We start from the raw sequence: 23,184 nt of genomic DNA, 5'->3' as shown, positions 1-23,184 counted from the left end.
GGGTCCTGTTAACTAAAAGCATTGGTCAGCCAAAGGTATTGGTAGGGCGCATGCCCCTCAATCGCCAATACGTCAATGCGGCAGGCTTGTTGCTGGCCGCCATGTTGCTGCAGATACCAGCGTACAGTGCGTACAAATTTTTTCTGTTTCGCTGGTGTCACGGCGGCCAGCGGGCCACCAAAGGCATTACTGGCACGGTACTTTACTTCTACAAATACCAGTTGCGGTCCCTGGCGCATAATAAGATCAATCTCTCCGGCTTTGCACTGATAATTGCGGGTGACCAGAGTCAGCCCCTGCTGCTGCAAATAGTCCAGCGCTAACTGCTCGTAAAATTCGCCCTTATCGTTCATATTCGCCCTTATCGTTCAGAGCTCAGGGCTCTTCAATCGCCAGCAGGCGGTTATTACGATAGGTGGCCCAGCTTAGTTGCCGGATAATACTGCCTTGCGCTGATAAGCTGAGCCGCCCGGTCAGACCGTCAAAGCTTAAAGAAGTTAATTTTTGTTGCTGTTTCAGGCTGCCAATCAACTGATAGGCATCAAAACCCATGGCAAATAAGCGTTGCAACGCCTCATCCTGATCGCCCAACCATTGCTGATGTTGCTCGCGCAGCGGCTGGCTGTGGGCACTACCAACTAACCAGGGGGTTTCGGTGAAGGTCAGGCCGTTTAAATCGCGTTGATCGTTGCTATCCAGGTTAGTGCTGAAGCTGCGTGAGCTGGCATAAACAGGCAAGCGAGGCGCAGTCTGGCTGACGGAAGCATCTATAGTGGGTTTAAATAAACGGGTTTGGGTGACATCGGCCAGTAAGTAGATGGCGTCAATGTCTAGCCGGCTATGTGGGTCGGTTTCCAGTTTTTCAGTGATCAGGCCTGATAAGGCCCGAATACGCTCGCGACTGGCATCGGTTTCTAATAGTTGAGTAATAATAGCTTCGAGCTCTTCACGTGCCGCAAACTGATACTGCTCCGGGGCTTGGTGGCCTAATTGCTGCCATTGCTGGGCAAAATGCTGTTGCATGCGCAAACTAATCGGGTTGCGGGCGCTGATGACAACAGGGTTCTTATAGTCTTTTCGCGCAAACAGCTGGGCCATTTGGCTGGCTTCATCTTCCATGCTTAGCGCAAAGTAAAAGCGTTGCGCCAGTGCAGCTTGCTGCTGCCCCCGGCTGTTTAACAGCTGTGGCCGGCTGTTTAAAAACAAGGTGGGCCATTGCCAGTCGGGCAAGGCACTGATTTGATCAACCTGCTCGCGCAGCAGCGGGCCTATCACAAAATCTACCTGCTCTGATATTAATTGTTGCTGTATTTGCTCTGGTGCCAACTCACTGTCCAGAAAAATTAAACCCGCGCCTGGCTGTTGGCTGGCAGCAGCCAGAATACCGTATTGCAGCGCTCTGGCATGCTGACGAAACTGGCCATGCAGTGGCAATAGTACGGCTATTTTACGCGGCTGATAGGGTTGCAACAGGCTTAGCTGCTGCAGTGCAGGTGGCAGCTCGGCCAGGGTTGGCATAAAGGGGTGTTGTAGCTGCCATTGCTCTAGTGCCGCCTGCAATTGCTGATATTGACCAATATAGCTGCGGCTCAGCTCGACCAGCGCCAGCCAGGCGTCAGTGCGTGGCTGATTGCCCTGGCGTAAGCTTTGCAGCTGCTGCTGGTTTAGTGCTGTTAAATGTTGCCACAGTAATGGCCACAGTTCGGGGTAGCGGCTACGAGCTGGCATTACATCCAGTTGCAGCAGTAAACGACTGGCCGCTAAATCACGCCGCTGGCTGGAGTAAAACTGTCCACCCAGCCAGATAAAGTCGGCTCTGTCTGTTTGCTCAAGGGCGCTAAGCGCGGTGTGCTGTAACAGCTGCTCAGCCCGGCTTAGCTCGCCATTGCTGATATAGGCCTGCAACAGCAGCGGCAGATTACGTTTTACAATCAGTGGGTAGCTGCTGTGCTGCAGATTTTCGGTAATGGCCAGCGCCAGCGGATATTCACCCTCTTGCAATGCCTGCCGGGCTGCTCTTAGTAACTGTACCTGCTGCGCTTCGCCCTGTGCCTGGCGGGCTTGCTGCAATCGTTGCTGAGCGCTGATGCCCGTTACCACTTCAGGCTCAATCTTTTGCTCAGTCGCTGGTGTGCTGACAACTGGCTGCGGGGTCTGGCTACAGCCAGCCAACACGCCGAGCAGACTACAGAAAACAATGGGCTTTAATTTGCTGGATTTCACAATGCACAGTACCATAGGACCTCAATAGGGCTATCTTACTCAGACAGCCCGCTAAGCTCAATGAAATAGCGAAATATGACTACAGAAAGCGGAACCTTATATGTTGTCGCCACTCCGATCGGTAATTTAGCCGATATCAGTGAGCGGGCTGTGGCTACCTTAAAACAGGTAAACTGTATCGCAGCTGAAGATACCCGTCATACCGGTAAATTGTTGGCGCACCTGGGGGTGCAAACCCGCACGCTGGCCCTGCATGATCATAATGAAAAACAGCGGGCAGCCAGCATTATTGCCCGCTGTCAGGCCGGTGACAGCCTGGCGTTGGTATCTGATGCCGGCACGCCGCTGATCAGTGATCCGGGCTATAACCTGGTACGCTTATGCCGCGAAGCCGGGGTAAAAGTGGTACCCATTCCTGGCCCCTGTGCCGTAATAACGACGCTCTGCGCGGCAGGCCTGCCCACCGATAAATTTTTGTTTATTGGCTTTTTAGCCGCCAAAAGCAGCCAGCGTCAGGCGCAATTGACGGCGTTACCGGCAGATGTCGGTACTATTGTCTGTTATGAAACGGCGCGGCGCATTGAATCCTGCCTAGATGATGTCGCGCTGGTACTGGGTGCTCAGCGGGAATGTGTGCTGGCCAAAGAGCTGACGAAAACCTTTGAAGCTTTTTGTCATGGAACCCCAGCGCAAATTAAACACTGGCTGGCAGAAGACTTGCAGCGCTGTCAGGGCGAGATGGTATTAATGATTGCCTCTGAGCCGGCGCGAGCCGTCAGTGACATCAGCGAGCAGGTGCAACAAACCTTAAAGATTTTATTGGCCGAGCTACCGCTGAAACAAGCGGCCGCCCTGGCAGCGCAAATTCACAATGAAAAGAAAAATGCGCTTTATAAGCTGGCACTAGAATGGGCTGGCGGTTCAGACTAAATAGGGTATAATCCGCTCCGAGTTGGCCAAGGCAATCGCTGCTTGCGTAAGCAAGGGGAGGAAAGTCCGGGCTCCACAGGGCAGGGTGCCAGGTAACGCCTGGGGGGCGCGAGCCTACGACCAGTGCAACAGAGAGCAAACCGCCGATGGCCTGTTTTCTTCGGAAAATAGGATCAGGTAAGGGTGAAAGGGTGCGGTAAGAGCGCACCGCGCGACTGGCAACAGTTCGTGGCACGGTAAACTCCACCCGGAGCAAGATCAAATAGGCCCTCTATGGCGCGCCCGCGTTGAGGGCGGGTAGATTGCTTGAGGCTTAGGGTGACCTAAGTCCTAGAGGAATGATTGCTACTCTGGCAACAGAGCACAGAACCCGGCTTAATGGCTAACTCACCTAATCAATAAAAAAGCCCGCCAATTGGCGGGCAATGTTTCCAGGACACACGTTTAAAATAATGCTGTCGCTTACATAAAGTTGTATTCAAACAACAAGCTAAATGCGCGGCCGCGAGGATCACCTATGCGGGTTTCCCAGCCGGCACCTGAAGCAAAGTCGTTTTGGTGCGCGGTAAAGGGTGGGTTCTGATCAAAAATATTCTTCACGCCAAGCGTGAATTTCATATTTTCAAGGCCGCTGTAAGTCGCGCTGTAATTATAAGTAATATAATTATCAACTCTGGGGTTCCACTCAGCTGGCACATAGGTACCTAGCCGCACACTGACCGGTAACTCATCCTTATAACCATGGCGGTAGATCTGGCTGAATGAATGCGCCCAATCTCCTTTGGTATAACTGAAGTTCAGTGTGTGTTTCCATTTAATAGGTAAGTTAAAGAAGCGTACATAGTCACCGACCAGATTGTCGCTGTAAGGTAAGTCTTCTACACCCTTGGTTTTAAAGGTGTCGATATAGCTGCCGTTCAGGTTTATCCGCCAGTCGCCATCAGCCAATTTACCGCGTAAATTGGCATCCAGTTCTATACCGCGGGTTAAGGTACCGCCTGAGTTAATAAAACGGCGGTCTATGGTCACCACATTGCCATTGGCATCGCGGATCCAGTTCGCCTGGAACAGATCATAGTACTCAATCAGCACGTTACGTGGGGCTGAGCGGATAGTACTGGTGCGCTCTACTTCCCACCAATCCAGACTGATATTAAAGTTATCCATACCAGCCCACACTACCCCAAAACTTTTCTGGGTAGATTCTTCCGGCTTAAGGTCTGCTTTACCACCAAAGCGCTCTGTCGGCTGTATCCGTTCACAACCAGGGATACTTTCATTTGCCTGAGCACCCGGACACGTAGCCGGATCGGCTAAGTCCAGACCGGTATACGCCAGATCTTGCTCGCCGTTAAACAGCTGATTAAAAGAGGGGACTTTAAAACCAGTATTGTAAGCGCCACGGAATAATAAACCGTCTATGGGCTGAAACTTAAAGGAGATTTTTGGATTGGTAGTGCCACCAAACCCGCTGTACTGATCGCGGCGCACTGCCAGAGTCACATCAAGATTGTCTAACACCGGTAAATAGACTTCAGAATAGATGGCTTTAATATCACGTTTTACATTATCCAGTGCGTTAGCGTTATCAAATGGCGCTAAAAACACTGCGCGCTGCGCATCGCGGGTATCGCCATTAAATTCAAATTCTTCACGGCGCAAATCGACGCCGACCGCCGCCTGAATAACGCCGCCATTTAATTCAAAGCCCAGCTCACCTGATAACGATGCATCAAGTTGCGTCATTAGGCTGCGACCGCCATAAAGCTTAACGCCGCGGGCAGAGGCAGCTTGTAAGTCTGCTTTACCCTGGGCTGATTGTTCACGACCAGGAGCAAGAAAAGGGTTGATATTGCCACCACCTAAAGCGGCCACTAAACCATCAGTGTAGTAATAACCACCACCCAACTCAGATACGGATTCGTTTTGTGCACGGGAGACGCCTACGTTGTAATCCCAGTCGTTAATGATACCTTCAAAAGATACCAGTAAGCGGTAAGACGACGTGTTCGTTTCAATTTCACGGAAACCACACTCAATACAGCGCCAGCGATAGGCAATGGGTTCACCATAGTTCAGACGATCAGGCCCGAAGTAATCTTGCAAGGCAAAGAATATGGTGTTGTACATTTCTCCGGTACTTGGATACCAGGATGCAGGGCGAAAAGTATTGCTGGGTGAAATCTGATAATGTTCAAAAGATTTTTTAACATCGACTTCAGACGCCGCCAGCTCAACGTACATCTCATGCTGCTCGGCTAATTTAAATGACGCACGGCCAAGAAAATCAAGGCTTTCTTGTGGTTGTTGAATGGCTTGAGCGGCCGGATAATCCCATGCACAAGAATAGCGGGCACTTGCAACATTCCATAAGCGGAAGTCATAAGGGCCCATATTATCGCCACCATTGGCACAGCCATTACCACCAGGCAGGTTAAGAATATTAATACCGCCGTTCATGTTTCCACCGGTAACAGGGTCAGTTAAACCTGTTCCAATCAGGTTTGGCCCCAAACCCGAGGGAAAAACCGTTGCGAAGGGTGTACCACGAGTGTCGGGTGATAAACCCCGTTCTGGCTGAAATGTCGAAGAAAAGTCGCGCTGATCGCCGCGCAGCGCGGTATTGCGTTTATAACTTAGAGTACCGAATACATTCCAGCCATCGCTGTTCAAATCACCCGTACCAAATAACAGATTGGTACGATAAATATTGGCACCACCGGCTTCGGTGACATCAGCAAAGGCCGATACCTGACCGCCGCTGTAGTCACGCTTGGTAATAAAGTTAATAACACCACCGATAGCATCGGTACCGTAAACCGCGGAAGCACCATCCCGCAGCACTTCCACCCGCTCCAGCGCGGCAAAGGGAATAGAATTCAAATCGACTGCCCGGCCTTTTAAACCATGGGTAGCGACCCGGCGACCATTCAGTAATACCAAGGTGGCATCTGAGCCCTGACCACGTAAGTTGGCTCCTGATACGCCGTTATTGCCGCGCTGCTCTGCTGAAACAATACCGGCGTTACTGGCCAGGTTGTCCGAAGCGTTACCGGCAATATTGAGTTGCATCATTAACTGCTCAGCTGAGGTAATGCCTGCGGCATCAATATCGGCACGGCTAAATACGGTAAGGGGTAAATCACCTTCGATGCTGGTTCTTTTAATACTGGAACCCGTTACTCTTATCCGCTCTACCTGTGGATCTTCATCGGTACGCGGTGCGTTGTTTTCCTGCGCTAATGCGATGGTCGAGCCCAAGCCGGCAAGGGCAATGGACTGAATGAGCCTGTTAAACTTCATTGCAATCTCTCCTGGATAATACACCCTGTTATTGTTATATCGATCTCAACGCGCTGCTTACTGAGGCGGCGCTGTACAGAGCTGTTCACTTTCTGCACGAATTTAACATAGCAAAAATTTATTGGTTTTGAAAATAATTTATGCTAAAAATTAATAATATCTGGAATATAAATTTCCTTGACCCGAAAACGGAGCTGATGTGATAAGCGATGGCTTTAATTTTATTGCGGTGCTACTGGCCATTGCGGCGCTGATTAAAGCGGCTGAACACTATGGCCAGTGGCGCTTGTTCCGACTGCTGCCCGCTGTGGTATTGCTGTATTTTGTGGTGATGCTGTGCTCCACCTTTGGTTTGTGGCAACAAACAGCAGAAATCAACAGCACCTTCAGAGTGGTTCGCAACAACTTGTTGCCGGCAATGATTTTTTTAATGTTACTAAAAAGCGATTTGCGCAGTATCGTGCAATTGGGGCCCCGCATGTTGGGGGCCTTTTTGGTGGCGGTGTTAAGTATTATCTGTGGTTTTGTGGTCAGTTTTTTGTTGTTGCAATCGGTGTTAGACGATGACGCCTGGAAAACCTTTGCGGCGCTGGCCGGAAGCTGGATGGGCGGCACCGCGAATATGGCGGCAGTGCAGGCCGCTTTGGCTATTCCAGATAGCCGCATGGGCTATACCTTGTTGATGGACTCCATTGATTATGCGCTTTGGGTGATGTTGTTGCTGGCCTTGGTGCCTCATGCCGGGCGTTTTAATCGCTGGGTGGGGGCTGATGGCAGCCAGTTACAGCAGCTGGGGGAACAACTTGAGCAACAGCAGCAACAACAAAGCCCACTGCATCACACCGGTCTGCTGGTGTTGCTGGCGCTCAGTTTAGTGGTCAGCAGTGGTAGTCAGGCACTGGCGCAGTGGTTGCCGCAGTCGGCATTTTTCAGTGCTACCACCTGGAGTATTTTACTGGTGACGGTAGCTGGGGTAGTGGCTGCCATGACCCGGCTGGGCCGTTTAGGGGGCTCAGTAGAGCTGTCGCAGTTAATGTTGTACCTGATTATTGCACTTATTGCCTCGCGGGCTGACTTTGCCGAGATGGCTAAAGCGCCGCTTTATGTGCTGGCCGGGCTTATAGTGTTGTTGGTGCATGGCGCCGTGATGGTGCTGTTGGCGCGTTTGTTTAAGCTGGATTTATTTACCTGTGGTGTTGCATCGCTGGCCAATATTGGCGGTGTGGCATCGGCACCTATACTGGCGGCGGCCTATTCACGGGCGTTAATTCCGGTGGGCGTGTTAATGGCGATGCTGGGGTATATCGTGGGTACCGCCGGTGGATTGTTGGTCGGTAAAATATTGTCTTTATTAGTGTAACTTAAGTTGTTTTCACGGCAACTGCTGGCAGTTGCTTAATGCCATTTAATCGTGACGCGATTCGAGGATGCTATGAAAATTACAGATATCCGGTTGGGCATGTTGCGGGTGCCGCTGAAAACACCCTTTAAAACGGCACTGCGTACCGTGCAACAAATTGAAGACATTATTGTCATTATTGAAACTGATAGTGGTCACCGCGGCTATGGTGAGGCACCCGCCACGGCTGTGATTACCGGTGATATCAATGGCTCTATTATTGCAGCCATTAAAGATGTACTTAAGCCCAAGCTAATTGGCCAGCAGATTGCTGATTTAAATCATATTACCCGCCTGATTCAGGGCGCTATTATGAAAAACTACAGTGCGAAGGCGGCAGTAGAGATGGCGGTCTACGATTTATTTGCCCAGCTGTATCAAGCGCCGCTTTATAAAATGCTCGGTGGCGGTGTGCCCAAAATTACCACTGACATTACCATCAGTGTCGATTATATCGACAAAATGGTCGCCGACTCGCTCAGCGCGATCGACAGAGGCTTTGAAACCTTAAAGGTCAAAGTAGGCAAAGATATTGGCGTGGATATAGAGCGGGTAAAAGCTATCTATGCCGCCGTAGCAGGCAAAGCGCTAATTCGGCTTGATGCTAACCAGGGTTGGACGCCAAAAGAGGCCGTTTATGCGTTGCATAAACTGGAAGCGGCAGGGGTGCGACTGGAGTTAGTAGAGCAACCGGTAAAAGCCTACGATTTAGAGGGGCTAAAGTATATTACCGAGCGGGTGCATACGCCGGTGATGGCTGATGAAAGCAGTTTTGGCCCGCGTGAGGTGATAGAACTGATTAAAATGCGCGCAGCTGACATCATTAATATTAAGCTGATGAAAACCGGCGGTATTTCCAATGCCATTAAAATTGCTGATATTTGTTCGTTTTACGATATGCAATGTATGATTGGCTGCATGTTGGAGGCCAGTGTTAGTGTGGCTGCTGCTGTGCATGTGGCGGTAGCTAAAGCCGATGTGGTCACAAAAATTGATTTAGATGGTCCCTCGCTGTGTGCGTTTGATCCGGTAAAAAGTAGTGTCAGCTTTAATGAATCTGACATCACCATTGGCGATGCACCAGGTTTGGGTATTACCGCCATTGACGGTTTACAGATGCTGGGCTAGGGCTTTTCCAGTAGATCCAGCAGTTGCCGGGTTTCTGTCAGGGGTAGGTCGCTGTTGCGCCACTGACACAGTTGCAGATATAAAATATGACACAGATGCTGCTGCGCCTGTTGGGTGATAATAGGCTGCATCCGAAGATCTTCTTCACCACTTAACGTAAATAAGGTGACATCGGCCGCCAGACTTTGCGCATTGGTTTTATAGCGGGTCAGGGAGATAATCTTCAGCTGGCGCTGCTGACCATATTGCTCCAGTTTTAACACATCATTGTTTTGTCCCGAATCTGACACTAGCAATATCACACTGCCTGGCGCCAGTGTACGGGCCAGTTGCAGCGATAAAGCCGGATCAGCATGGTATAGCGCCAGCTTACCTAATTGCAGCAAGCGGCATTGCATATCCGCAGCCACTATGGCTGAGTGACCATAACCGGCCAGTAATACGGTATCAGCTTGCTGCAGCAGCTTAGCGGCCTGTTGTAGCTTGGCTTCGGTATTAATGTTCAGTAAGTTTCGTAAGTTTTGCTGCAGTGAAAATTGCAACTGCTCCACCAAACCGTTTAAGCCATCATCACAGCCCGGCTTTTCAGGTTGATCCCAATTCAGCGTGCTGGCCGCCACTACCGCTTCATTAATGGCCAGTTTTAAATCGGGGTAGCCTTTATAGCCGAGTTTCTGGCAAAACTTCACCACACTGGATTGGCTGGTACCTACCGCGTCGGCTAGCTGCTGTGACGAGTAATCGCGCAGCAGATGCGAGTTCTCCAGAATAAATTCCGCAAGTTTACGCTCTATTACCGACATGTGCTCCAACATGCCGCGGATCTTTAACAGGCTAAGCATAAGGATAAGTCCTGCGTTAAGGGCGGGAAGACGAATTTGTTATCAATAAGTATTAACCAGTTTGAATAATTTATTCCTTAATAGCAAGTCAGCCGCCGGCTTTCCGCCTTTTTTCTGGTTATTTTTAGCGCAATTTAAATTTTTCTGACCAAAATCATCTACTTCGCGCTAAGCCGCTTTTTCAGTGGATCTTATTCGATTAGCAAGCCTGTTTTTACCTTGACACAAGCTAAAGCCACGCCCTAAACTGTATCATTGTGGGGATTAGTGGGTAATTGTGGATCATTCTGGAAGTTTTGGCGTGCTCAAGCCACCTTTCAGCACCGTGGACGACGGTGAAATTCGCTTACCGCTGCCATTAATTAAGGATACGGGCAAACATCAGATGTTTCGTGGATCATTTACACTGAATTTGGATGATAAGGGACGGTTAGCGCTACCAGCGCGTTACCGCGATAGCTTATTGTCTGACGTTCAGGGCCAGATGATTTGCACCATCGATTTGCATGACCCCTGTTTATTATTGTACCCGCTGACAGAGTGGGAAGAAATAGAAGAAAAACTAAAGGCTCTGTCCAGCTTAAACCCACAAGAGCGCCGTTTACAAAGGCTGCTGCTGGGTAACGCCACCGACTGCGATATGGATAAAAGCGGCCGCATTTTACTGCCAGCGCATTTGCGCCAGCATGCAGGTCTGGCGAAGAGTATCCGTTTGGTGGGACAACTCAACAAATTCGAAATCTGGGATGAAACCAGCTGGCAGCAGCGCTTAAGCGCTGATATTGAGTTAGAGCAAGCTCAAGCTGGCGAAGGTGAATTATCAGAGCGACTACAGGGATTTATACTGTAAATGAACAGCAGCGCACATATCTCTGTCCTGCTGCAGGAAGCGCTGGACGGCCTGGCCATTAAGGCAGATGGCCACTATCTGGATGCGACCTTCGGCCGCGGTGGGCACAGCACAGCTATATTAAAGCAGCTGGGCCCGCACGGTCGTTTATTTGCTATAGATCGCGACCCTGCCGCCATTGCCGCTGCAACCCCACTGCAGGCAGATGCGCGTTTTCACATCACCCACAGCCCCTTTGCCGCCCTGGCAACTATCGCCGAACAGCATGCTGTGTTTGGTAAACTCGATGGTATTTTGCTTGATCTGGGTGTGTCGTCACCACAACTGGATGATGCAGACCGTGGTTTTAGCTTTATGCGCGATGGCCCTTTAGATATGCGGATGGACCCCAGTAGCGGCCAGTCTGCCGCCAGTTGGTTAGCCAGTGCTGACGTTGAAGATATCAGCTTTGTATTGCGTGAATACGGCGAAGAAAAAATGGCCTGGCGTATCGCTAATGCCATTGTTAACCATAGAGCTGAGCATGCATTACAACGCACCAGTGAGTTAGCCGCGCTGATAAGCTCAGTAGTGCCCAAAAGCGCCAAAGAGAAAAAACATCCGGCAACGCGCAGCTTTCAGGCTATCCGTATTTATATTAACAGTGAGCTGGAGCAGGTTAAGTTGGCATTAGAAGGTGCACTGGCGGTACTTAAGCCTGGCGGGCGCCTGGTGGTCATAAGCTTTCACTCACTCGAAGATCGGCTGGTAAAACAGTTTATGCGCCGTTATTCCAAAGCAGCGCCGGTGCCCAGAGGCATGCCACTGACCGAAGCACAGTTAAAGCAGCATATCCCGCTTAAGTTAGTGGGCAAGGCCATTATGCCGTCTGACGCCGAGTTAATGGCTAACCCGCGCGCGCGTAGTGCGGTTTTGCGCATAGCAGAAAAACAGGGTAGTGCAGCGAAGCAAGATAGCGCGGAGCAGCCAGCATGAGCCAAATTCAGCTTGCCCGCCTTATCGCCCAAGACTGGCGTGGCCAAAAAGGGTTGTTGTTGCTGATTGTTGCCTGTTTGCTGTCGGCCTTAGCTGTGGTGCATCTGGCTCATCTGAACCGGCAGCTCACGATTGCTCAGGATGCGGAGTATCAACGGCGCGATCAATTAGACAATGAATGGCGTAATCTGATGCTCGAGCAGCGCGCCTTAGCAGAGCATAGCCGGGTAGAAGACATTGCCCGCCGCCGTTTACAAATGCAGCGCCCGCAGGGTGAGCGTGAAATTATGGTGACCTTACCATGAACCGCAATCCCAGTAACCGCAATGGGCGCAAAGCGCAAGCCAAAGCCAGACAGTACCCGTCAGTATTGAGCTGGCGTTTTGCTTTTGTGTTGCTGAGCATCTCGGCCGTTTTTATCACGCTGTTAAGCCGTGCCGCCTGGTTGCAGGTGATCGAGCCGGATATGCTGGTTTCCCAAGGGGATATGCGCAGTTTGCGGGTGCACTCAGATAAAGTGTTACGTGGCACTATTGTCGATCGCCATGGTGAAGCGCTAGCGGTCAGTGTGCCGGTGGAAGCTATCTGGGCCGATCCTAAAGTGGTGTTAGAGCGAAATGCCCCTGCAGATGAGCGACGCTGGCATGCGCTGGCTGACATTCTGCAAATGACCCCGGCACAATTACTCAGCCGCATAGGTGATAATCCACAGCGGCGTTTTGTGTACTTGCAGCGTCAGGTTAATCCGGCTGTGGTTGATTACGTTAAAAAACTGCAGGTACCTGGTATCTTTTTCCGGGAAGAATCCCGGCGCTTTTATCCGGCGGGCGAAGTGACGGCGCAATTGGTCGGTTTTACTAATGTGGATGATGAAGGCGTTGAAGGCATTGAAAAACGCTTTGATGCCATTTTAACCGGTACCGATGGCCGTAAAGTGTTTCGCAAAGACGCCAAAGGCCGTGAAATTGAAGTGCTGGAGCGAGAGCAAAGTCAGCCGCCGGCCAATTTGCAACTGAGCATTGACCAACGTATTCAGTCGGTTGCTTACCGTGAATTGAAAAAAGCAGTGTTGTCACATGGTGCAACTTCTGGTTCAGCTGTAGTCGTTGATGTGCATACCGGCGAAGTGCTGGCCATGGTCAATAGCCCCTCTTTTAACCCTAACAACAGACGTAATACCCCAGCGCACCGGTTTCGTAACCGCGCCATTACCGATACCTTTGAGCCAGGCTCTACTATGAAGCCACTGGCGGTATTAAGTGCGCTGGAATTTGGTAGTGCCAAACTGGATACCGTAGTCGATACTCACCCAGGCACCATGCGTATTGGCGGGAGCTGGGTGCGTGATCCGGTCAATTACAGACAGCTTGATTTAACCGGCATTATCCAAAAATCCAGCAACATGGGTGTCGCTAAGCTGGTGTTGGATATGCCACATGAGCATGTACTGTCGTTATACGGCAATCTAGGTCTGGGCGAAGATACCGGCCTTGGGCTGCAAGGCGAAAGCAGCGGCCTGTTTAGTCACCGCCGTCGTTGGTCTGACTTTGAAAGAGCCACTTTTTCTTACGGTTATGGTTTATCCGTTACTGCAGTGCAACTCGCCCGAGCTTACAGCATGCTGGGCAATGGTGGCTATAACAGGCCTTTAACCATTTTAAAAAGTGATGAGCCATTTGCGGCAGAACCCGTACTGGCAAAGAAACATGCTCAGGCCATGTTAGAAATGATGGAAGCCAATATTGGTCCTGGTGGCACGGCGACGCGGGCACAGGTGCCTGGTTACCGGGTAGGTGGAAAAACAGGTACGGCGCGAAAGGCGGTGGCCGGCGGTTATGGCGATGACTATATAGCTTCCTTTGCCGGTGTTGGGCCGGTATCCAATCCGCGACTGGCCACTGTAGTGGTGATAAATGAGCCAGCTGGTGATTTTTATCATGGCGGCGAAATTGCGGCGCCGGTGTTTGCCAGCATCATGGGCGCGGCTATGCAGTTATTAAACCTGCCACCTGATGCTGGTAGCAGACCTGTAATTACTGCCGTATCGGGAGGTGCCCATGCCGGTTAACAGTAAACAATGGTTAGCAGAGGTATACCCCAATGTAGCCGAGCTGCAGTTGGCTGAGTTACAGCTGGACAGCCGCAAGGTACGCGCGGGTGATGTGTTCGTGGCTTTGCCGGGAACCCAGACAGATGGTCACCGCTATATAGAGCAGGCATTAATGCAGGGGGCAGCGCTGGTGTTATGCAGCGAGCCCGGCTTAGTGCATGAAAGGGTATTGTTGTTGCCGGAACTGCAGCAGCAATTACCGCAACTGGCGGCGCGCTTTTACCAGCAACCAGCACAGCAGATGCAACTGCTGGGGGTGACCGGCACTAACGGGAAATCCTCTACCACCTTTTTTATTAATCAGCTGGCTGAGCAGTTGGCTTTACCTTCGGCCGTCATCGGTACTCTGGGCTATGGTCGTTGGCTGTCGCTGACAGAGTTGGCCAATACTACGCCGCATTATATTGATATCCAACGCATTCTGTCGGAGCAATTGCAGCAGCAAGTGCAACTGGTGGCGATGGAAGTATCTTCGCATGCACTGGTGCAGCATCGGCTGGCCGGTTTGCATTTTCAGGTAGCCATTTTTACCAATTTAAGCCGCGATCACCTCGATTACCATGGCAGTATGCAGGAATATGCCGGGGCGAAAAGTTTATTGTTTAAACCTGAGCTGTGTTCTACCGCTGTGTTAAATGTGTCTGATGCGCAAGGCCGGGCCTTAGCGGCTACTCAAGATGTCCCGGTGTGGGTTTATGGTAAAGCGGCCGATTGCCATGGTTTTAACCGCTATCTGGCCTATCAGCAGCTCAACGCTACTACGCAGGGGTTTGACTGCTTACTCACGAGTCATGCAGGTGAACATCAACTGCAGCTACCTTTGCTCGGTGAGTTTAATGTGCAAAATGCGTTGGCTGCGATCAGTGGCTTGCTGGCGCTGGGGTATGATTTAAGTAGTTTATTACAGGCGGCCAGTAAGTTACAGCCAGTACCCGGTCGCATGGAGCAATTTCATTTTGCCAGTGGCAGTACCGTAGTGGTGGATTATGCTCATACGCCTGATGCGTTAGAGCAAGCTTTAGCGGCATTGCGCCTGCACTGTCGTGGCCGTTTATGGTGTGTTTTTGGCTGCGGCGGCGATCGCGATAGAGGCAAAAGGCCGCTGATGGGGAAAATCGCCCAGCAAGGTGCCGATCACGTGATTATTACTTCGGATAACCCACGTAGCGAAGACCCACTGCGAATTTGTCAGGACATTGCAGACGGCATGCACAGTGATGCAGCTTATCAGCTGGAGCCAGATCGGAAACTGGCGATAAAGCTAGCCATTGCCAGTGCTCAGCCAGGTGATGTGATCCTGCTGGCCGGTAAAGGCCATGAAAAAGTTCAGATTTTTGCCGGCGTACATCATCCCTATGATGAACGGGCTTTTGTGCGGCAATTAATGTCGGAGTTACTGGCATGATAACAATGAAATGTCGAGACATCGCAGCAATACTACAAGCGCCTCTGATTGGTGATGACTGCCAGATTGACAGTGTCAGCACCGATAGCCGGACCATTGGCCCCGGCGCCCTGTTTATCGCTTTACGCGGCCCCAATTTTGATGGTGAAGGCTTTATTGATCAGGTAATAGCCAAAGGTGCGGTAGCGGTAATTTGCCACCGGCCTTTGTCACAAGACATACCTCATATAGTGGTCAGTGATACCCGCATCGCCTTAGGTCAGTTAGCCGCGGCATTAAAAGCGCGACTCGCGCCAACCACCCTGGCGGTAACCGGCAGCGCCGGTAAAACCACGGTAAAAGAAATGATGGCAGCGATTTTAAGCCGCCGCGGCGCTGTGCTGGCGACCAAAGGCAATTTTAATAACGATATTGGTGTGCCCCTCACTTTGCTGCGACTGCAGCCAGAGCATCAGTACGCAGTGATGGAGCTTGGCGCCAATCATGCTGGCGAGATTGCCTATACCACGTCTTTAGTCAAACCAGACGTAGCGTTAATTACCAATGCGGCTGCCTCGCATTTGGAGGGATTTGGCGATTTGTTTGGGGTGGCCCGGGCCAAAGCTGAAATTTATTCGGGTTTGTCGGATGAAGGTGTAGCCATAGTATCGCTGGACAGTGAGTTCAGTGATTACTGGCTGCAACGGGTTAACACTAAGCGTTTGGTCACCTTTAGTGTGCAGCAGCCTGCTGATGTGCAGGCACAGCAAATTACCCTGATGAGCAATGGCTGCGCGCGCTTTATGTTGCATTACCAGCAGCAAAGCTATCCGCTGCAGTTAAGTTTGCCAGGCCGTCACAATGTGGCGAATGCGGTGGCAGCGGCTGCAGCTTGCCTGACAGTGGGTGCCAGCATCGAAGATATTCAACAAGGTTTATTGCAGATGCAGCCAGTCAAAGGCCGCACTAATTTATTGCAACTGGGGCCGCAACTGCAGCTTATTGACGATACCTATAACGCCAATGTGGAATCAGTGAAAGCTGCGATTGATTTATTGGCCAGCTATGAAGGCTTCAGGGTGTTACTGTTAGGCGATATGGCAGAATTGGGAGCTGAAGCCCGTTTGTATCACGAAGAAATAGGTTTATACGCCAAAAACAGTGGGATTAATCTGCTATTCACGCTGGGTGTGTTATCACAGAGCGCAAGCGACCTGTTCAATGGTGAAGGGGCGCATTTCAGCTCGCGTCAGGCCATGTTAGAGCGTCTGATGCCATTAATATCAGCCAAGCAGCAAGCGGTGACTATCCTGGTGAAAGGTTCGCGTAGCGCGAACATGGAACTGGTGGTAGCAGATTTGCTTGCAAGTTGTCAGCAGGAGACTACCCCATGCTAGTGTGGTTGGCAGAGTATCTGACCCAGTATGTGAGTTTTTTTAATGTGTTCAGTTACCTGACGTTCAGGGCTATTTTGGGCATTTTAACCTCGTTATTGTTAAGCCTGTATCTGGGGCCAAAACTTATCGCTGCTTTGCAACGGATGCAGATTGGCCAGGTAGTGCGCGGAGATGGCCCGGAAAGTCATTTCTCTAAAAAAGGCACTCCGACGATGGGCGGCTTGCTGATTTTGGGTTCAGTACTGGTAAGTACTTTGCTTTGGGCAAACCTGACCAATAAATATGTCTGGGTAGTGTTGTTTGTGCTCGTGAGTTTTGGTGCCATAGGTTTTGTGGATGATTACCGTAAAGTAATCCGTAAAGATTCAAAGGGATTAATTGCCCGCTGGAAATACTTCTGGCAATCAGTGTTCGCCATCGTTACGGCAGTGTTTTTGTTTGTCACCGCTGAGCGCCCGGCAGAAACGGCGCTGTTATTGCCCTTCTTTAAAGATGTGGCACCACAGTTAGGCTTGATGTTTATTGCTTTAGGTTACTTTGTCATTGTCGGTACCAGCAATGCGGTGAACCTGACCGATGGTCTGGACGGCTTGGCGATAGTACCCACTATTATGGTGGCAGCCGCCTTTGCCATCATTGCTTATGCCAGCGGTAATGTCATTTTTGCCGGATATCTGAATATTCCATTTTTACCCTATGCCAGTGAGTTGGTGGTGCTCTGTGCTGCACTGGTCGGGGCCGGCCTGGGCTTCCTATGGTTTAACACCTACCCGGCGCAAGTGTTTATGGGCGACGTCGGCTCATTGGCACTCGGCGCGGTGCTGGGGGTGATTGCCATTTTAGTCCGTCAGGAAATCGTGTTGTTTATTATGGGCGGTATTTTTGTGATGGAAACCCTGTCGGTTATTTTACAGGTAGGTTCATACAAATTACGTGGCCAGCGCATTTTTCGCATGGCACCGATTCATCATCACTACGAGTTAAAAGGCTGGCCAGAGCCGCGGGTAATAGTGCGCTTCTGGATCTTATCGATAATTTTTGTACTGGTGGGTTTAGCCACCCTGAAACTGAGATAGCAGATGAACAGCTTATTGTCAGCAAAAAGGATAGCAGTAGTGGGGTTAGGCCTGTCAGGTCTTGCCACTGTGCGCTATTTGCTGGCGCAGGGCATTAAACCGGTACTGATGGATACCCGCAGTAAGCCGGCCAATCTTGAACAGATTGCGCTTGATAAAATTGATGGGCTTTACCTGGGGGAACTCGATGCCAACCGACTGGCGCAGATGGATTTGATTATCTTAAGTCCAGGGTTGTCACCAAAACACCCGGCAATTCGCTTTGCCAGGGCGCAAGGCGCTAAAGTGGTCGGGGATGTGGCGTTGTTTGTAGAGGCCAACAGTAAACCTGTGCTGGCGATAACCGGCTCTAACGGTAAATCGACTGTGACTATGCTGGTCACGGCAATGCTGCAGCAATCAGGTGTGCATGCGCTGGCCGCGGGTAATATTGGTTTGCCGGTACTGGATGCGTTGCAGCAAACCAATACCGAAGTGTATGTGCTGGAGTTATCAAGCTTTCAGTTAGATACAGTTGATCAGGTACCCAGCCTGGCCAGTTGTATCTTAAATATCAGCCCTGATCATTTAGACCGTTATGCAGATTTGGATGCCTATGCGGCGTCCAAGCAGCGCATTTATACCAATACTGGCCTGGCGATTTATAATGCTGCCGATGCGCTGACCTACCCAAGGGCTGGCCAACTGGCAAAAGGCATTGATTTAGCAGCGGCAGATTGCGGTGTTGCCCCCTATCAGGGTGAAGACTGGTTATGGTTAGATGGTGAGCCGTTGCTGGCCACCAGCAGCATGAGTTTAAGCGGAGTGCATAACCAATTTAATGCACTGGCTTCAGCGTTGTTAGCTATAGAAGCGGGCGCCAGTCGCCATGCCATAGTACAAACCTTGCAATCCTTTAATGGTTTACCCCATCGGTGTCAGTTAGTGGCGGAGCACAGAGGTGTGCGCTGGATTAATGACTCTAAAGCGACCAATATTGGCGCTACTCTGGCGGCTATTGCCGGCTTAAAGCCAACAGTCAAGGGCGAACTGATACTGATTGCCGGAGGCGACGCCAAAGGGGCTGATGTCACTCTGCTGCAGGATGTGATTCAACAGCAAGTGACGCAGCTGATTACCCTGGGGCAAGATGGCCCGGCCATTGCCGCATTAAAACCAAACAGCATTCAGGTAAAAGATTTAACGACTGCCGTCAGAACAGCGGCGCGCTTAGTGCGCGCCGGTGACATGGTGTTGCTATCACCCGCTTGTGCCAGTCTGGATATGTTTAAAAGTTATGCTGATCGCGGTGAGCGTTTTGCTGCTGCTGTGCTACAGGAGCTGCGATGAAGCAACTAGCGCTTAGCCTGTGGCAGGCTCCCGGACAGCAATGGCAACAGTGGCAGCAGCAGGCGCAAAACCAAGCCTATGACCGTCTATTTTTGACTTTACTATTACTGATTTTAGCAGTTGGTTTGGTGATGGTTACCAGCGCTTCTGTACCAATAGCAGAGCGGCTTTATGGTAATCCGATGCACTTTGCCTTTCGGCATCTGGTGTATTTAATGTTGGGGTTGATTGCCGCCATAGTAGTGCTGCAATTGCCGGTGAGCTGGTGGCACAACAATAATATGATGTTGCTATTGTTAGCCTTGGCCTTGCTAGTTGCCGTGTTAGTGTTTGGCCGCAATATTAATGGCAGTACCCGCTGGATCCCGCTGGGGCCTATTAATCTGCAGGCAGCAGAGCCGGCTAAATTATTTTTCTTTGTCTATCTGGCCAGCTATCTGGTGCGACGGCACGAGCAGGTACTGGATAATTTTAAAGGCTTTGTCAAACCCCTGCTGTTGCTGTTTGCACTGGCTGTGTTGTTGCTGATGCAGCCGGATTTAGGCACTGTTATTGTCATGTTTGCTACCACAGTAGTGGTGTTGTTTTTAGCCGGTGCCAAGCTGTGGCAGTTTTTTATGCTGATGTTTACCGGTATGGCCTTTATTGGCGTGTTGATTGTGTACAGTGAATATCGCTGGCGGCGGGTCACGGCCTTTTTAGATCCCTGGGCAGATCCGTTTGGCAGTGGTTACCAGCTAACGCAGTCATTAATGGCCTTTGGCCGGGGTAGCTGGTTTGGTCAGGGGCTGGGTAATAGCATTCAAAAACTGGAATATCTGCCAGAAGCCCACACCGATTTTATTTTTGCCATTATTGCTGAAGAAGTGGGCTTTGTAGGTGTAGCGATTATTTTAGCGCTGCTGTTTTTTCTGGTCTGCCGTGCATTATTAATTGGCAGCAAGGCATTGCAAAAGGGCTTGAGCTTTCATGGGTTTCTGGCCTATGCGCTGGCCATTTGGCTGGGCTTTCAAACTGCGGTGAATATTGGTGTGGCCACAGGTCTACTGCCCACTAAAGGTTTGACTTTGCCCTTTGTCAGCTATGGCGGCAGTAGCTTGATTATTATGCTGATGGCGGCGGCCTTGTTGCTCAGAATAGATTTTGAAGTGCGATTAAGTGGTAAGCAGGCAGTCAGTGGGGGGGGGCATGACTAAACCCCATGTGCTAATTATGGCTGGTGGCACCGGAGGCCATATTTTCCCGGCGCAAGCAGTAGCCAGTACTTTAGATGCAGCGGGCTGGCAGGTTAGCTGGCTGGGCACTGCAGATAGAATGGAAGCACAACTGGTGCCGAAATTCGGTTGGCCATTTTACAGCATAGAGGTACGTGGCCTGCGTGGCAAAAGCTGGCGCAGTGTGCTGAGTGCGCCCTTTATGCTGGCGAAAGCCTGTTGGCAGGCACGGAATATTATTCGCAGCTTACAACCGCAACTGGTATTGGGTTTTGGGGGTTATGCCAGCGGCCCTGGTGGTTTGGCTGCCTGGTGCGCGGGCACGCCTCTGGTGATCCACGAGCAAAATGCAGTGGCTGGCAGCACTAACCGTTTGTTAGCCCGCCTGGCAACAAAAGTGTTGGTGGCATTTCCTCAGGCTTTTAGCGGTGCTAAAAAACAACAATTGGTGGGTAACCCGGTGCGCGCAGAGTTGATAAACTGCAGAGCTCAAGCGCTGGCAATGCATCAGGAACAAGTGCCGCTGAAGATTTTAGTGTTAGGCGGTAGCCTGGGCGCTAAGGCATTAAATGAACAATTACCGGCGCAATTTGCCAGGTTAGCGGAAAATAAAGCGGTGGCGATACGTCATCAGACCGGCGCAGCCATGCTGCAACAAGTGCAACAAAGTTATCGCGATTGCCTGCCAGCAGATAACGAGTATGAAGTGAGTGCCTTTATTGAGGATATGGCGGCGGCCTATTGCTGGGCAGACGTGGTGATTTGCCGCGCAGGTGCGCTGACGGTAAGTGAAGTGGCCAGTGCTGGCGTGGCGGCGGTGTTTGTACCTCTGCCGGGTGCAATAGATGATCACCAGACCGCCAATGCCAATTGGTTAGTTAGCAAGGGCGCTGCACGTTTAGTGCCGCAATCGGCATTAACTTACCCGGGTATAGTGCCGATGTTCAGCGTCTGGCTGGATGATCGCAAGGAATTAATACAAATGGCGGCAGCTGCTCGCAGTCTGGCGCTGGATGATGCCAGTGAACAGGTGGCGGCAGTGTGCCGGCAAGTAACAGGATTAGCAGTATGATTACCACACCACAACAAAAGAAACTGGCGATGCGCCGGGTTGAGTCCATTCATTTTGTCGGCATAGGTGGTGCTGGCATGGGTGGTATTGCTGAGGTATTGCTAAATGAAGGTTATCAGGTTACCGGCTCAGACATAGCACCTAATCTGGTGATTGACCGCTTGGTGTCATTAGGCGCTCTTGTCAGCTTTGGTCATAAGGCAGATAACATAGAAAAGGCCAGTGTGGTGGTGGTATCCAGTGCCATTAAAGCGGATAACCCTGAAGTACAGGCCGCTGTGCAACAACGGGTGCCAGTGGTGCGCCGTGCCGAAATGCTCGGTGAATTAATGCGTTTTCGCCATGGCATCGCTATAGCCGGTACCCATGGTAAAACCACGACCACCAGTTTATTAGCCTCTATTTTTGCTGAGGCCGGTACCGATCCCACTTTTGTCATCGGGGGCTTATTAAATTCAGCCGGTTCAAATGCCCGGCTGGGTGCAGGCCGTTATTTAATTGCAGAAGCAGATGAAAGTGATGCATCTTTTTTGCATTTACAACCAATGGCAACGGTTATTACTAATATCGAAGCCGATCATATGGACACTTATCAGGGAGATTTTGAAAAACTCAAAGCCACCTATCTTGAGTTTTGCCATAACCTGCCATTTTATGGCATGGCCGTGGTCTGTCTGGATGATGCAGTGTTACGCGAATTAATTCCGGCTATTGGCCGTACTGTGCTGACTTATGGCTTTGCCAGCGATGCTGATTATCGCATTAGCGATTTCTGCCAAACCGGTACGCAAAGCCAGTTTGTCATTACAGATCCTAACGGCAACCAGCGTGAAATTGTGCTGAATTTACCTGGTAAACATAATGCGCTCAATGCTACGGCGGCTTTTGCCTTAGCCGTGGATGAAGGTATTAATGAGCAGGCTATTTTAACGGCACTGCGTAATTTTGCCGGTATTGGCCGGCGGTTTCAGCAGTATGGCGAATTTGATACGGGTCGGGGTAAAGCGATTTTACTGGATGATTATGGCCATCACCCGACAGAAGTGGCGGCAACCATTGCCGCTGTTCGCAGTGCCTGGCCTGGCCGGCGCCTGGTGATGGCTTATCAGCCGCACCGCTTTAGTCGTACCCGTGATCTGTATGATGATTTTACCCGGGTACTGTCTGACGTCGATGTACTGTTATTACTTGAAGTCTACGCCGCAGGGGAAGCGCCTATTGCCGGTGCGGATAGCCGTAACCTGTGCCGCTCAATTCGTGCGCGTGGTCAGTTAGAGCCGATTTATGTGGCGCAACCTGCTGAGCTGGCGGGTTGCCTGGCGGATGTGTTACAAGATGGCGATGTGGTCTTGACTCAGGGCGCCGGGAATATCGGTAGTCTGGTAAAACAGCTGGCGGCTATGTCTTTGGACATCTCTCTATTAAAGGCCAGCCAGGCAAAAAACAGCACGGGAGCTGCATTATGAAACCCTTTGGTCAGGTAGCAGTGATGTTTGGTGGCCACTCCGCTGAGCGAGAAGTGTCATTGCGTTCGGGTGCGGCGGTGCTTAAAGCATTGCAGGATGCCGGTGTGGCAGCCTTTGCTTTTGACCCGCAACAAACGCCATTGACTAAATTACAGGCTGACAGGGTATTTATCGTGCTGCATGGCCGCGGTGGTGAAGATGGCAGCATGCAAGGAGCCTTACAACAATTAGGTCTGCCCTATACCGGCAGTGGGGTGCTGGGCTCAGCACTGGCCATGGATAAAATACGTTGCAAATGGTTATTTCAGGCTCAGGGGCTGCCAACCGCCGACTTTGCGGTCGTCGATGCTAATACCACAGATTATCAGACCCTGTTACAACAGCTGGGTGGCAAGGTGATGGTGAAGCCAGTCGTCGAGGACGACGACTGAAGGGTTCAGGGAAAAGCAAAGTCAGAAGCAAAAACCAAGATCATTTTTCTCGCGG

General features: G+C 50.9%; 19 protein-coding genes and 1 other RNA gene. 16 read left to right on the top strand and 4 right to left on the bottom strand.

All coding sequences use genetic code 11. The annotated features are described in order from the left end of the window. Positions 1-8: 8 nt before the first annotated feature. Both V7D78_RS04655 and V7D78_RS04650 read right to left on the bottom strand, forming a co-directional pair. A complete protein-coding gene (locus tag V7D78_RS04655) occupies positions 9-353 on the bottom strand; it encodes a YraN family protein (RefSeq protein ID WP_333607266.1) in 345 nt (114 codons plus the stop codon). Positions 354-375: 22 nt separating this feature from the next. Beyond that, positions 376-2,238: a penicillin-binding protein activator gene (locus V7D78_RS04650; protein WP_333607265.1), complete on the bottom strand. Its 1,863-nt coding sequence runs from the start codon at positions 2,236-2,238 to the stop codon at positions 376-378. 60 nt (positions 2,239-2,298) lie between these two features. Here V7D78_RS04650 and rsmI point away from each other — a divergent pair, with 60 nt between their 5' ends. After that, positions 2,299-3,153, top strand: a complete 855-nt coding sequence (rsmI, locus tag V7D78_RS04645) for a 16S rRNA (cytidine(1402)-2'-O)-methyltransferase (RefSeq protein ID WP_333607264.1) — start codon at positions 2,299-2,301, stop codon at positions 3,151-3,153. A gap of 18 nt (positions 3,154-3,171) precedes the next feature. Further along, positions 3,172-3,547, top strand: an RNA gene (gene rnpB, locus V7D78_RS04640) — RNase P RNA component class A. A gap of 68 nt (positions 3,548-3,615) precedes the next feature. Here the strand turns inward: rnpB and V7D78_RS04635 are convergent. Beyond that, entirely contained in the window at positions 3,616-6,456 is a 2,841-nt protein-coding gene (locus V7D78_RS04635; RefSeq protein ID WP_333607263.1) for a TonB-dependent receptor domain-containing protein, read from the bottom strand. Positions 6,457-6,655: 199 nt separating this feature from the next. Between V7D78_RS04635 and V7D78_RS04630 the strand changes: the two genes are divergently transcribed. Both V7D78_RS04630 and V7D78_RS04625 read left to right on the top strand, forming a co-directional pair. Continuing rightward, the gene (locus tag V7D78_RS04630; protein WP_333607262.1) at positions 6,656-7,816 is read left to right on the top strand and encodes a DUF819 family protein; all 1,161 of its coding nucleotides are present in this window, start codon (positions 6,656-6,658) and stop codon (positions 7,814-7,816) included. A gap of 72 nt (positions 7,817-7,888) precedes the next feature. Beyond that, the gene (locus tag V7D78_RS04625; RefSeq protein WP_333607261.1) at positions 7,889-8,983 is read left to right on the top strand and encodes a dipeptide epimerase; all 1,095 of its coding nucleotides are present in this window, start codon (positions 7,889-7,891) and stop codon (positions 8,981-8,983) included. Here V7D78_RS04625 and V7D78_RS04620 read toward each other — a convergent pair. Further along, complete coding sequence (locus V7D78_RS04620) at positions 8,980-9,825, bottom strand: MurR/RpiR family transcriptional regulator (protein ID WP_333607260.1); 846 nt, start codon at positions 9,823-9,825, stop codon at positions 8,980-8,982. The genes V7D78_RS04625 and V7D78_RS04620 overlap by 4 nt on opposite strands. 385 nt (positions 9,826-10,210) lie before the next feature. On the opposite strand from V7D78_RS04620, the gene mraZ reads away from it, so the two are divergent. The 12 genes from mraZ to V7D78_RS04560 are packed head-to-tail and all read left to right on the top strand — an operon-like array spanning position 10,211 to position 23,129. Beyond that, positions 10,211-10,675, top strand: a complete 465-nt coding sequence (mraZ, locus tag V7D78_RS04615; protein ID WP_333607289.1) for a division/cell wall cluster transcriptional repressor MraZ — start codon at positions 10,211-10,213, stop codon at positions 10,673-10,675. After that, positions 10,676-11,650, top strand: a complete 975-nt coding sequence (gene rsmH / locus V7D78_RS04610) for a 16S rRNA (cytosine(1402)-N(4))-methyltransferase RsmH (RefSeq protein ID WP_333607259.1) — start codon at positions 10,676-10,678, stop codon at positions 11,648-11,650. Then, positions 11,647-11,955: a cell division protein FtsL gene (ftsL, locus tag V7D78_RS04605; RefSeq protein WP_333607258.1), complete on the top strand. Its 309-nt coding sequence runs from the start codon at positions 11,647-11,649 to the stop codon at positions 11,953-11,955. Before rsmH ends, ftsL begins: the two co-directional genes overlap by 4 nt. After that, positions 11,952-13,718 carry a penicillin-binding transpeptidase domain-containing protein gene (locus tag V7D78_RS04600; protein ID WP_333607257.1) on the top strand — a complete coding sequence of 589 codons (1,767 nt, stop codon included), beginning with the start codon at positions 11,952-11,954 and terminating at the stop codon, positions 13,716-13,718. Before ftsL ends, V7D78_RS04600 begins: the two co-directional genes overlap by 4 nt. Further along, positions 13,708-15,165 carry a UDP-N-acetylmuramoyl-L-alanyl-D-glutamate--2,6-diaminopimelate ligase gene (locus V7D78_RS04595; protein WP_333607256.1) on the top strand — a complete coding sequence of 486 codons (1,458 nt, stop codon included), beginning with the start codon at positions 13,708-13,710 and terminating at the stop codon, positions 15,163-15,165. The genes V7D78_RS04600 and V7D78_RS04595 overlap by 11 nt, the downstream gene beginning before the upstream one ends. Further along, complete coding sequence (locus tag V7D78_RS04590; protein ID WP_333607255.1) at positions 15,162-16,541, top strand: UDP-N-acetylmuramoyl-tripeptide--D-alanyl-D-alanine ligase; 1,380 nt, start codon at positions 15,162-15,164, stop codon at positions 16,539-16,541. Before V7D78_RS04595 ends, V7D78_RS04590 begins: the two co-directional genes overlap by 4 nt. Beyond that, complete coding sequence (mraY, locus tag V7D78_RS04585; protein WP_333607254.1) at positions 16,535-17,617, top strand: phospho-N-acetylmuramoyl-pentapeptide-transferase; 1,083 nt, start codon at positions 16,535-16,537, stop codon at positions 17,615-17,617. The genes V7D78_RS04590 and mraY overlap by 7 nt, the downstream gene beginning before the upstream one ends. Positions 17,618-17,620: 3 nt before the next feature. Continuing rightward, on the top strand, positions 17,621-18,946 hold the full coding sequence (gene murD / locus V7D78_RS04580; RefSeq protein ID WP_333607253.1) for a UDP-N-acetylmuramoyl-L-alanine--D-glutamate ligase: 1,326 nt from the start codon (positions 17,621-17,623) through the stop codon (positions 18,944-18,946). Beyond that, positions 18,943-20,142: a cell division protein FtsW gene (gene ftsW / locus V7D78_RS04575; protein ID WP_333607252.1), complete on the top strand. Its 1,200-nt coding sequence runs from the start codon at positions 18,943-18,945 to the stop codon at positions 20,140-20,142. Before murD ends, ftsW begins: the two co-directional genes overlap by 4 nt. After that, positions 20,135-21,232, top strand: a complete 1,098-nt coding sequence (gene murG, locus V7D78_RS04570; RefSeq protein WP_333607251.1) for an undecaprenyldiphospho-muramoylpentapeptide beta-N-acetylglucosaminyltransferase — start codon at positions 20,135-20,137, stop codon at positions 21,230-21,232. Before ftsW ends, murG begins: the two co-directional genes overlap by 8 nt. Continuing rightward, positions 21,229-22,698, top strand: a complete 1,470-nt coding sequence (gene murC / locus V7D78_RS04565) for a UDP-N-acetylmuramate--L-alanine ligase (protein WP_333607250.1) — start codon at positions 21,229-21,231, stop codon at positions 22,696-22,698. Before murG ends, murC begins: the two co-directional genes overlap by 4 nt. Then, positions 22,695-23,129, top strand: a complete 435-nt coding sequence (locus tag V7D78_RS04560) for a hypothetical protein (RefSeq protein ID WP_442886500.1) — start codon at positions 22,695-22,697, stop codon at positions 23,127-23,129. The genes murC and V7D78_RS04560 overlap by 4 nt, the downstream gene beginning before the upstream one ends. Positions 23,130-23,184: the final 55 nt, after the last annotated feature.

Origin of the sequence: Arsukibacterium sp. (assembly GCF_036735525.1) — a bacterium.
GTDB lineage: Bacteria > Pseudomonadota > Gammaproteobacteria > Enterobacterales > Alteromonadaceae > Alishewanella.
The sequence above is the reverse complement of the archived record's forward strand: the minus strand, read 5'-3'. Positions and strand labels throughout refer to the sequence as shown.

What these genes read in the sequence shown, in the direction of transcription:
- V7D78_RS04625 (WP_333607261.1), top strand. Translation starts at nt 7,889, where the DNA reads ATGAAAATTACAGATATCCGGTTGGGCATGTTGCGGGTGCCGCTGAAA.
- V7D78_RS04595 (WP_333607256.1), top strand. Translation starts at nt 13,708, where the DNA reads ATGCCGGTTAACAGTAAACAATGGTTAGCAGAGGTATACCCCAATGTA.
- V7D78_RS04650 (WP_333607265.1), bottom strand. Translation starts at nt 2,238, where the DNA reads ATGGTACTGTGCATTGTGAAATCCAGCAAATTAAAGCCCATTGTTTTC.
- V7D78_RS04560 (WP_442886500.1), top strand. Translation starts at nt 22,695, where the DNA reads ATGAAACCCTTTGGTCAGGTAGCAGTGATGTTTGGTGGCCACTCCGCT.
- ftsL (WP_333607258.1), top strand. Translation starts at nt 11,647, where the DNA reads ATGAGCCAAATTCAGCTTGCCCGCCTTATCGCCCAAGACTGGCGTGGC.
- V7D78_RS04600 (WP_333607257.1), top strand. Translation starts at nt 11,952, where the DNA reads ATGAACCGCAATCCCAGTAACCGCAATGGGCGCAAAGCGCAAGCCAAA.
- V7D78_RS04635 (WP_333607263.1), bottom strand. Translation starts at nt 6,456, where the DNA reads ATGAAGTTTAACAGGCTCATTCAGTCCATTGCCCTTGCCGGCTTGGGC.
- mraZ (WP_333607289.1), top strand. Translation starts at nt 10,211, where the DNA reads ATGTTTCGTGGATCATTTACACTGAATTTGGATGATAAGGGACGGTTA.
- V7D78_RS04620 (WP_333607260.1), bottom strand. Translation starts at nt 9,825, where the DNA reads ATGCTTAGCCTGTTAAAGATCCGCGGCATGTTGGAGCACATGTCGGTA.
- murG (WP_333607251.1), top strand. Translation starts at nt 20,135, where the DNA reads ATGACTAAACCCCATGTGCTAATTATGGCTGGTGGCACCGGAGGCCAT.
- V7D78_RS04590 (WP_333607255.1), top strand. Translation starts at nt 15,162, where the DNA reads ATGATAACAATGAAATGTCGAGACATCGCAGCAATACTACAAGCGCCT.
- ftsW (WP_333607252.1), top strand. Translation starts at nt 18,943, where the DNA reads ATGAAGCAACTAGCGCTTAGCCTGTGGCAGGCTCCCGGACAGCAATGG.
- rsmI (WP_333607264.1), top strand. Translation starts at nt 2,299, where the DNA reads ATGACTACAGAAAGCGGAACCTTATATGTTGTCGCCACTCCGATCGGT.
- rsmH (WP_333607259.1), top strand. Translation starts at nt 10,676, where the DNA reads ATGAACAGCAGCGCACATATCTCTGTCCTGCTGCAGGAAGCGCTGGAC.
- murD (WP_333607253.1), top strand. Translation starts at nt 17,621, where the DNA reads ATGAACAGCTTATTGTCAGCAAAAAGGATAGCAGTAGTGGGGTTAGGC.
- murC (WP_333607250.1), top strand. Translation starts at nt 21,229, where the DNA reads ATGATTACCACACCACAACAAAAGAAACTGGCGATGCGCCGGGTTGAG.
- V7D78_RS04655 (WP_333607266.1), bottom strand. Translation starts at nt 353, where the DNA reads ATGAACGATAAGGGCGAATTTTACGAGCAGTTAGCGCTGGACTATTTG.
- mraY (WP_333607254.1), top strand. Translation starts at nt 16,535, where the DNA reads ATGCTAGTGTGGTTGGCAGAGTATCTGACCCAGTATGTGAGTTTTTTT.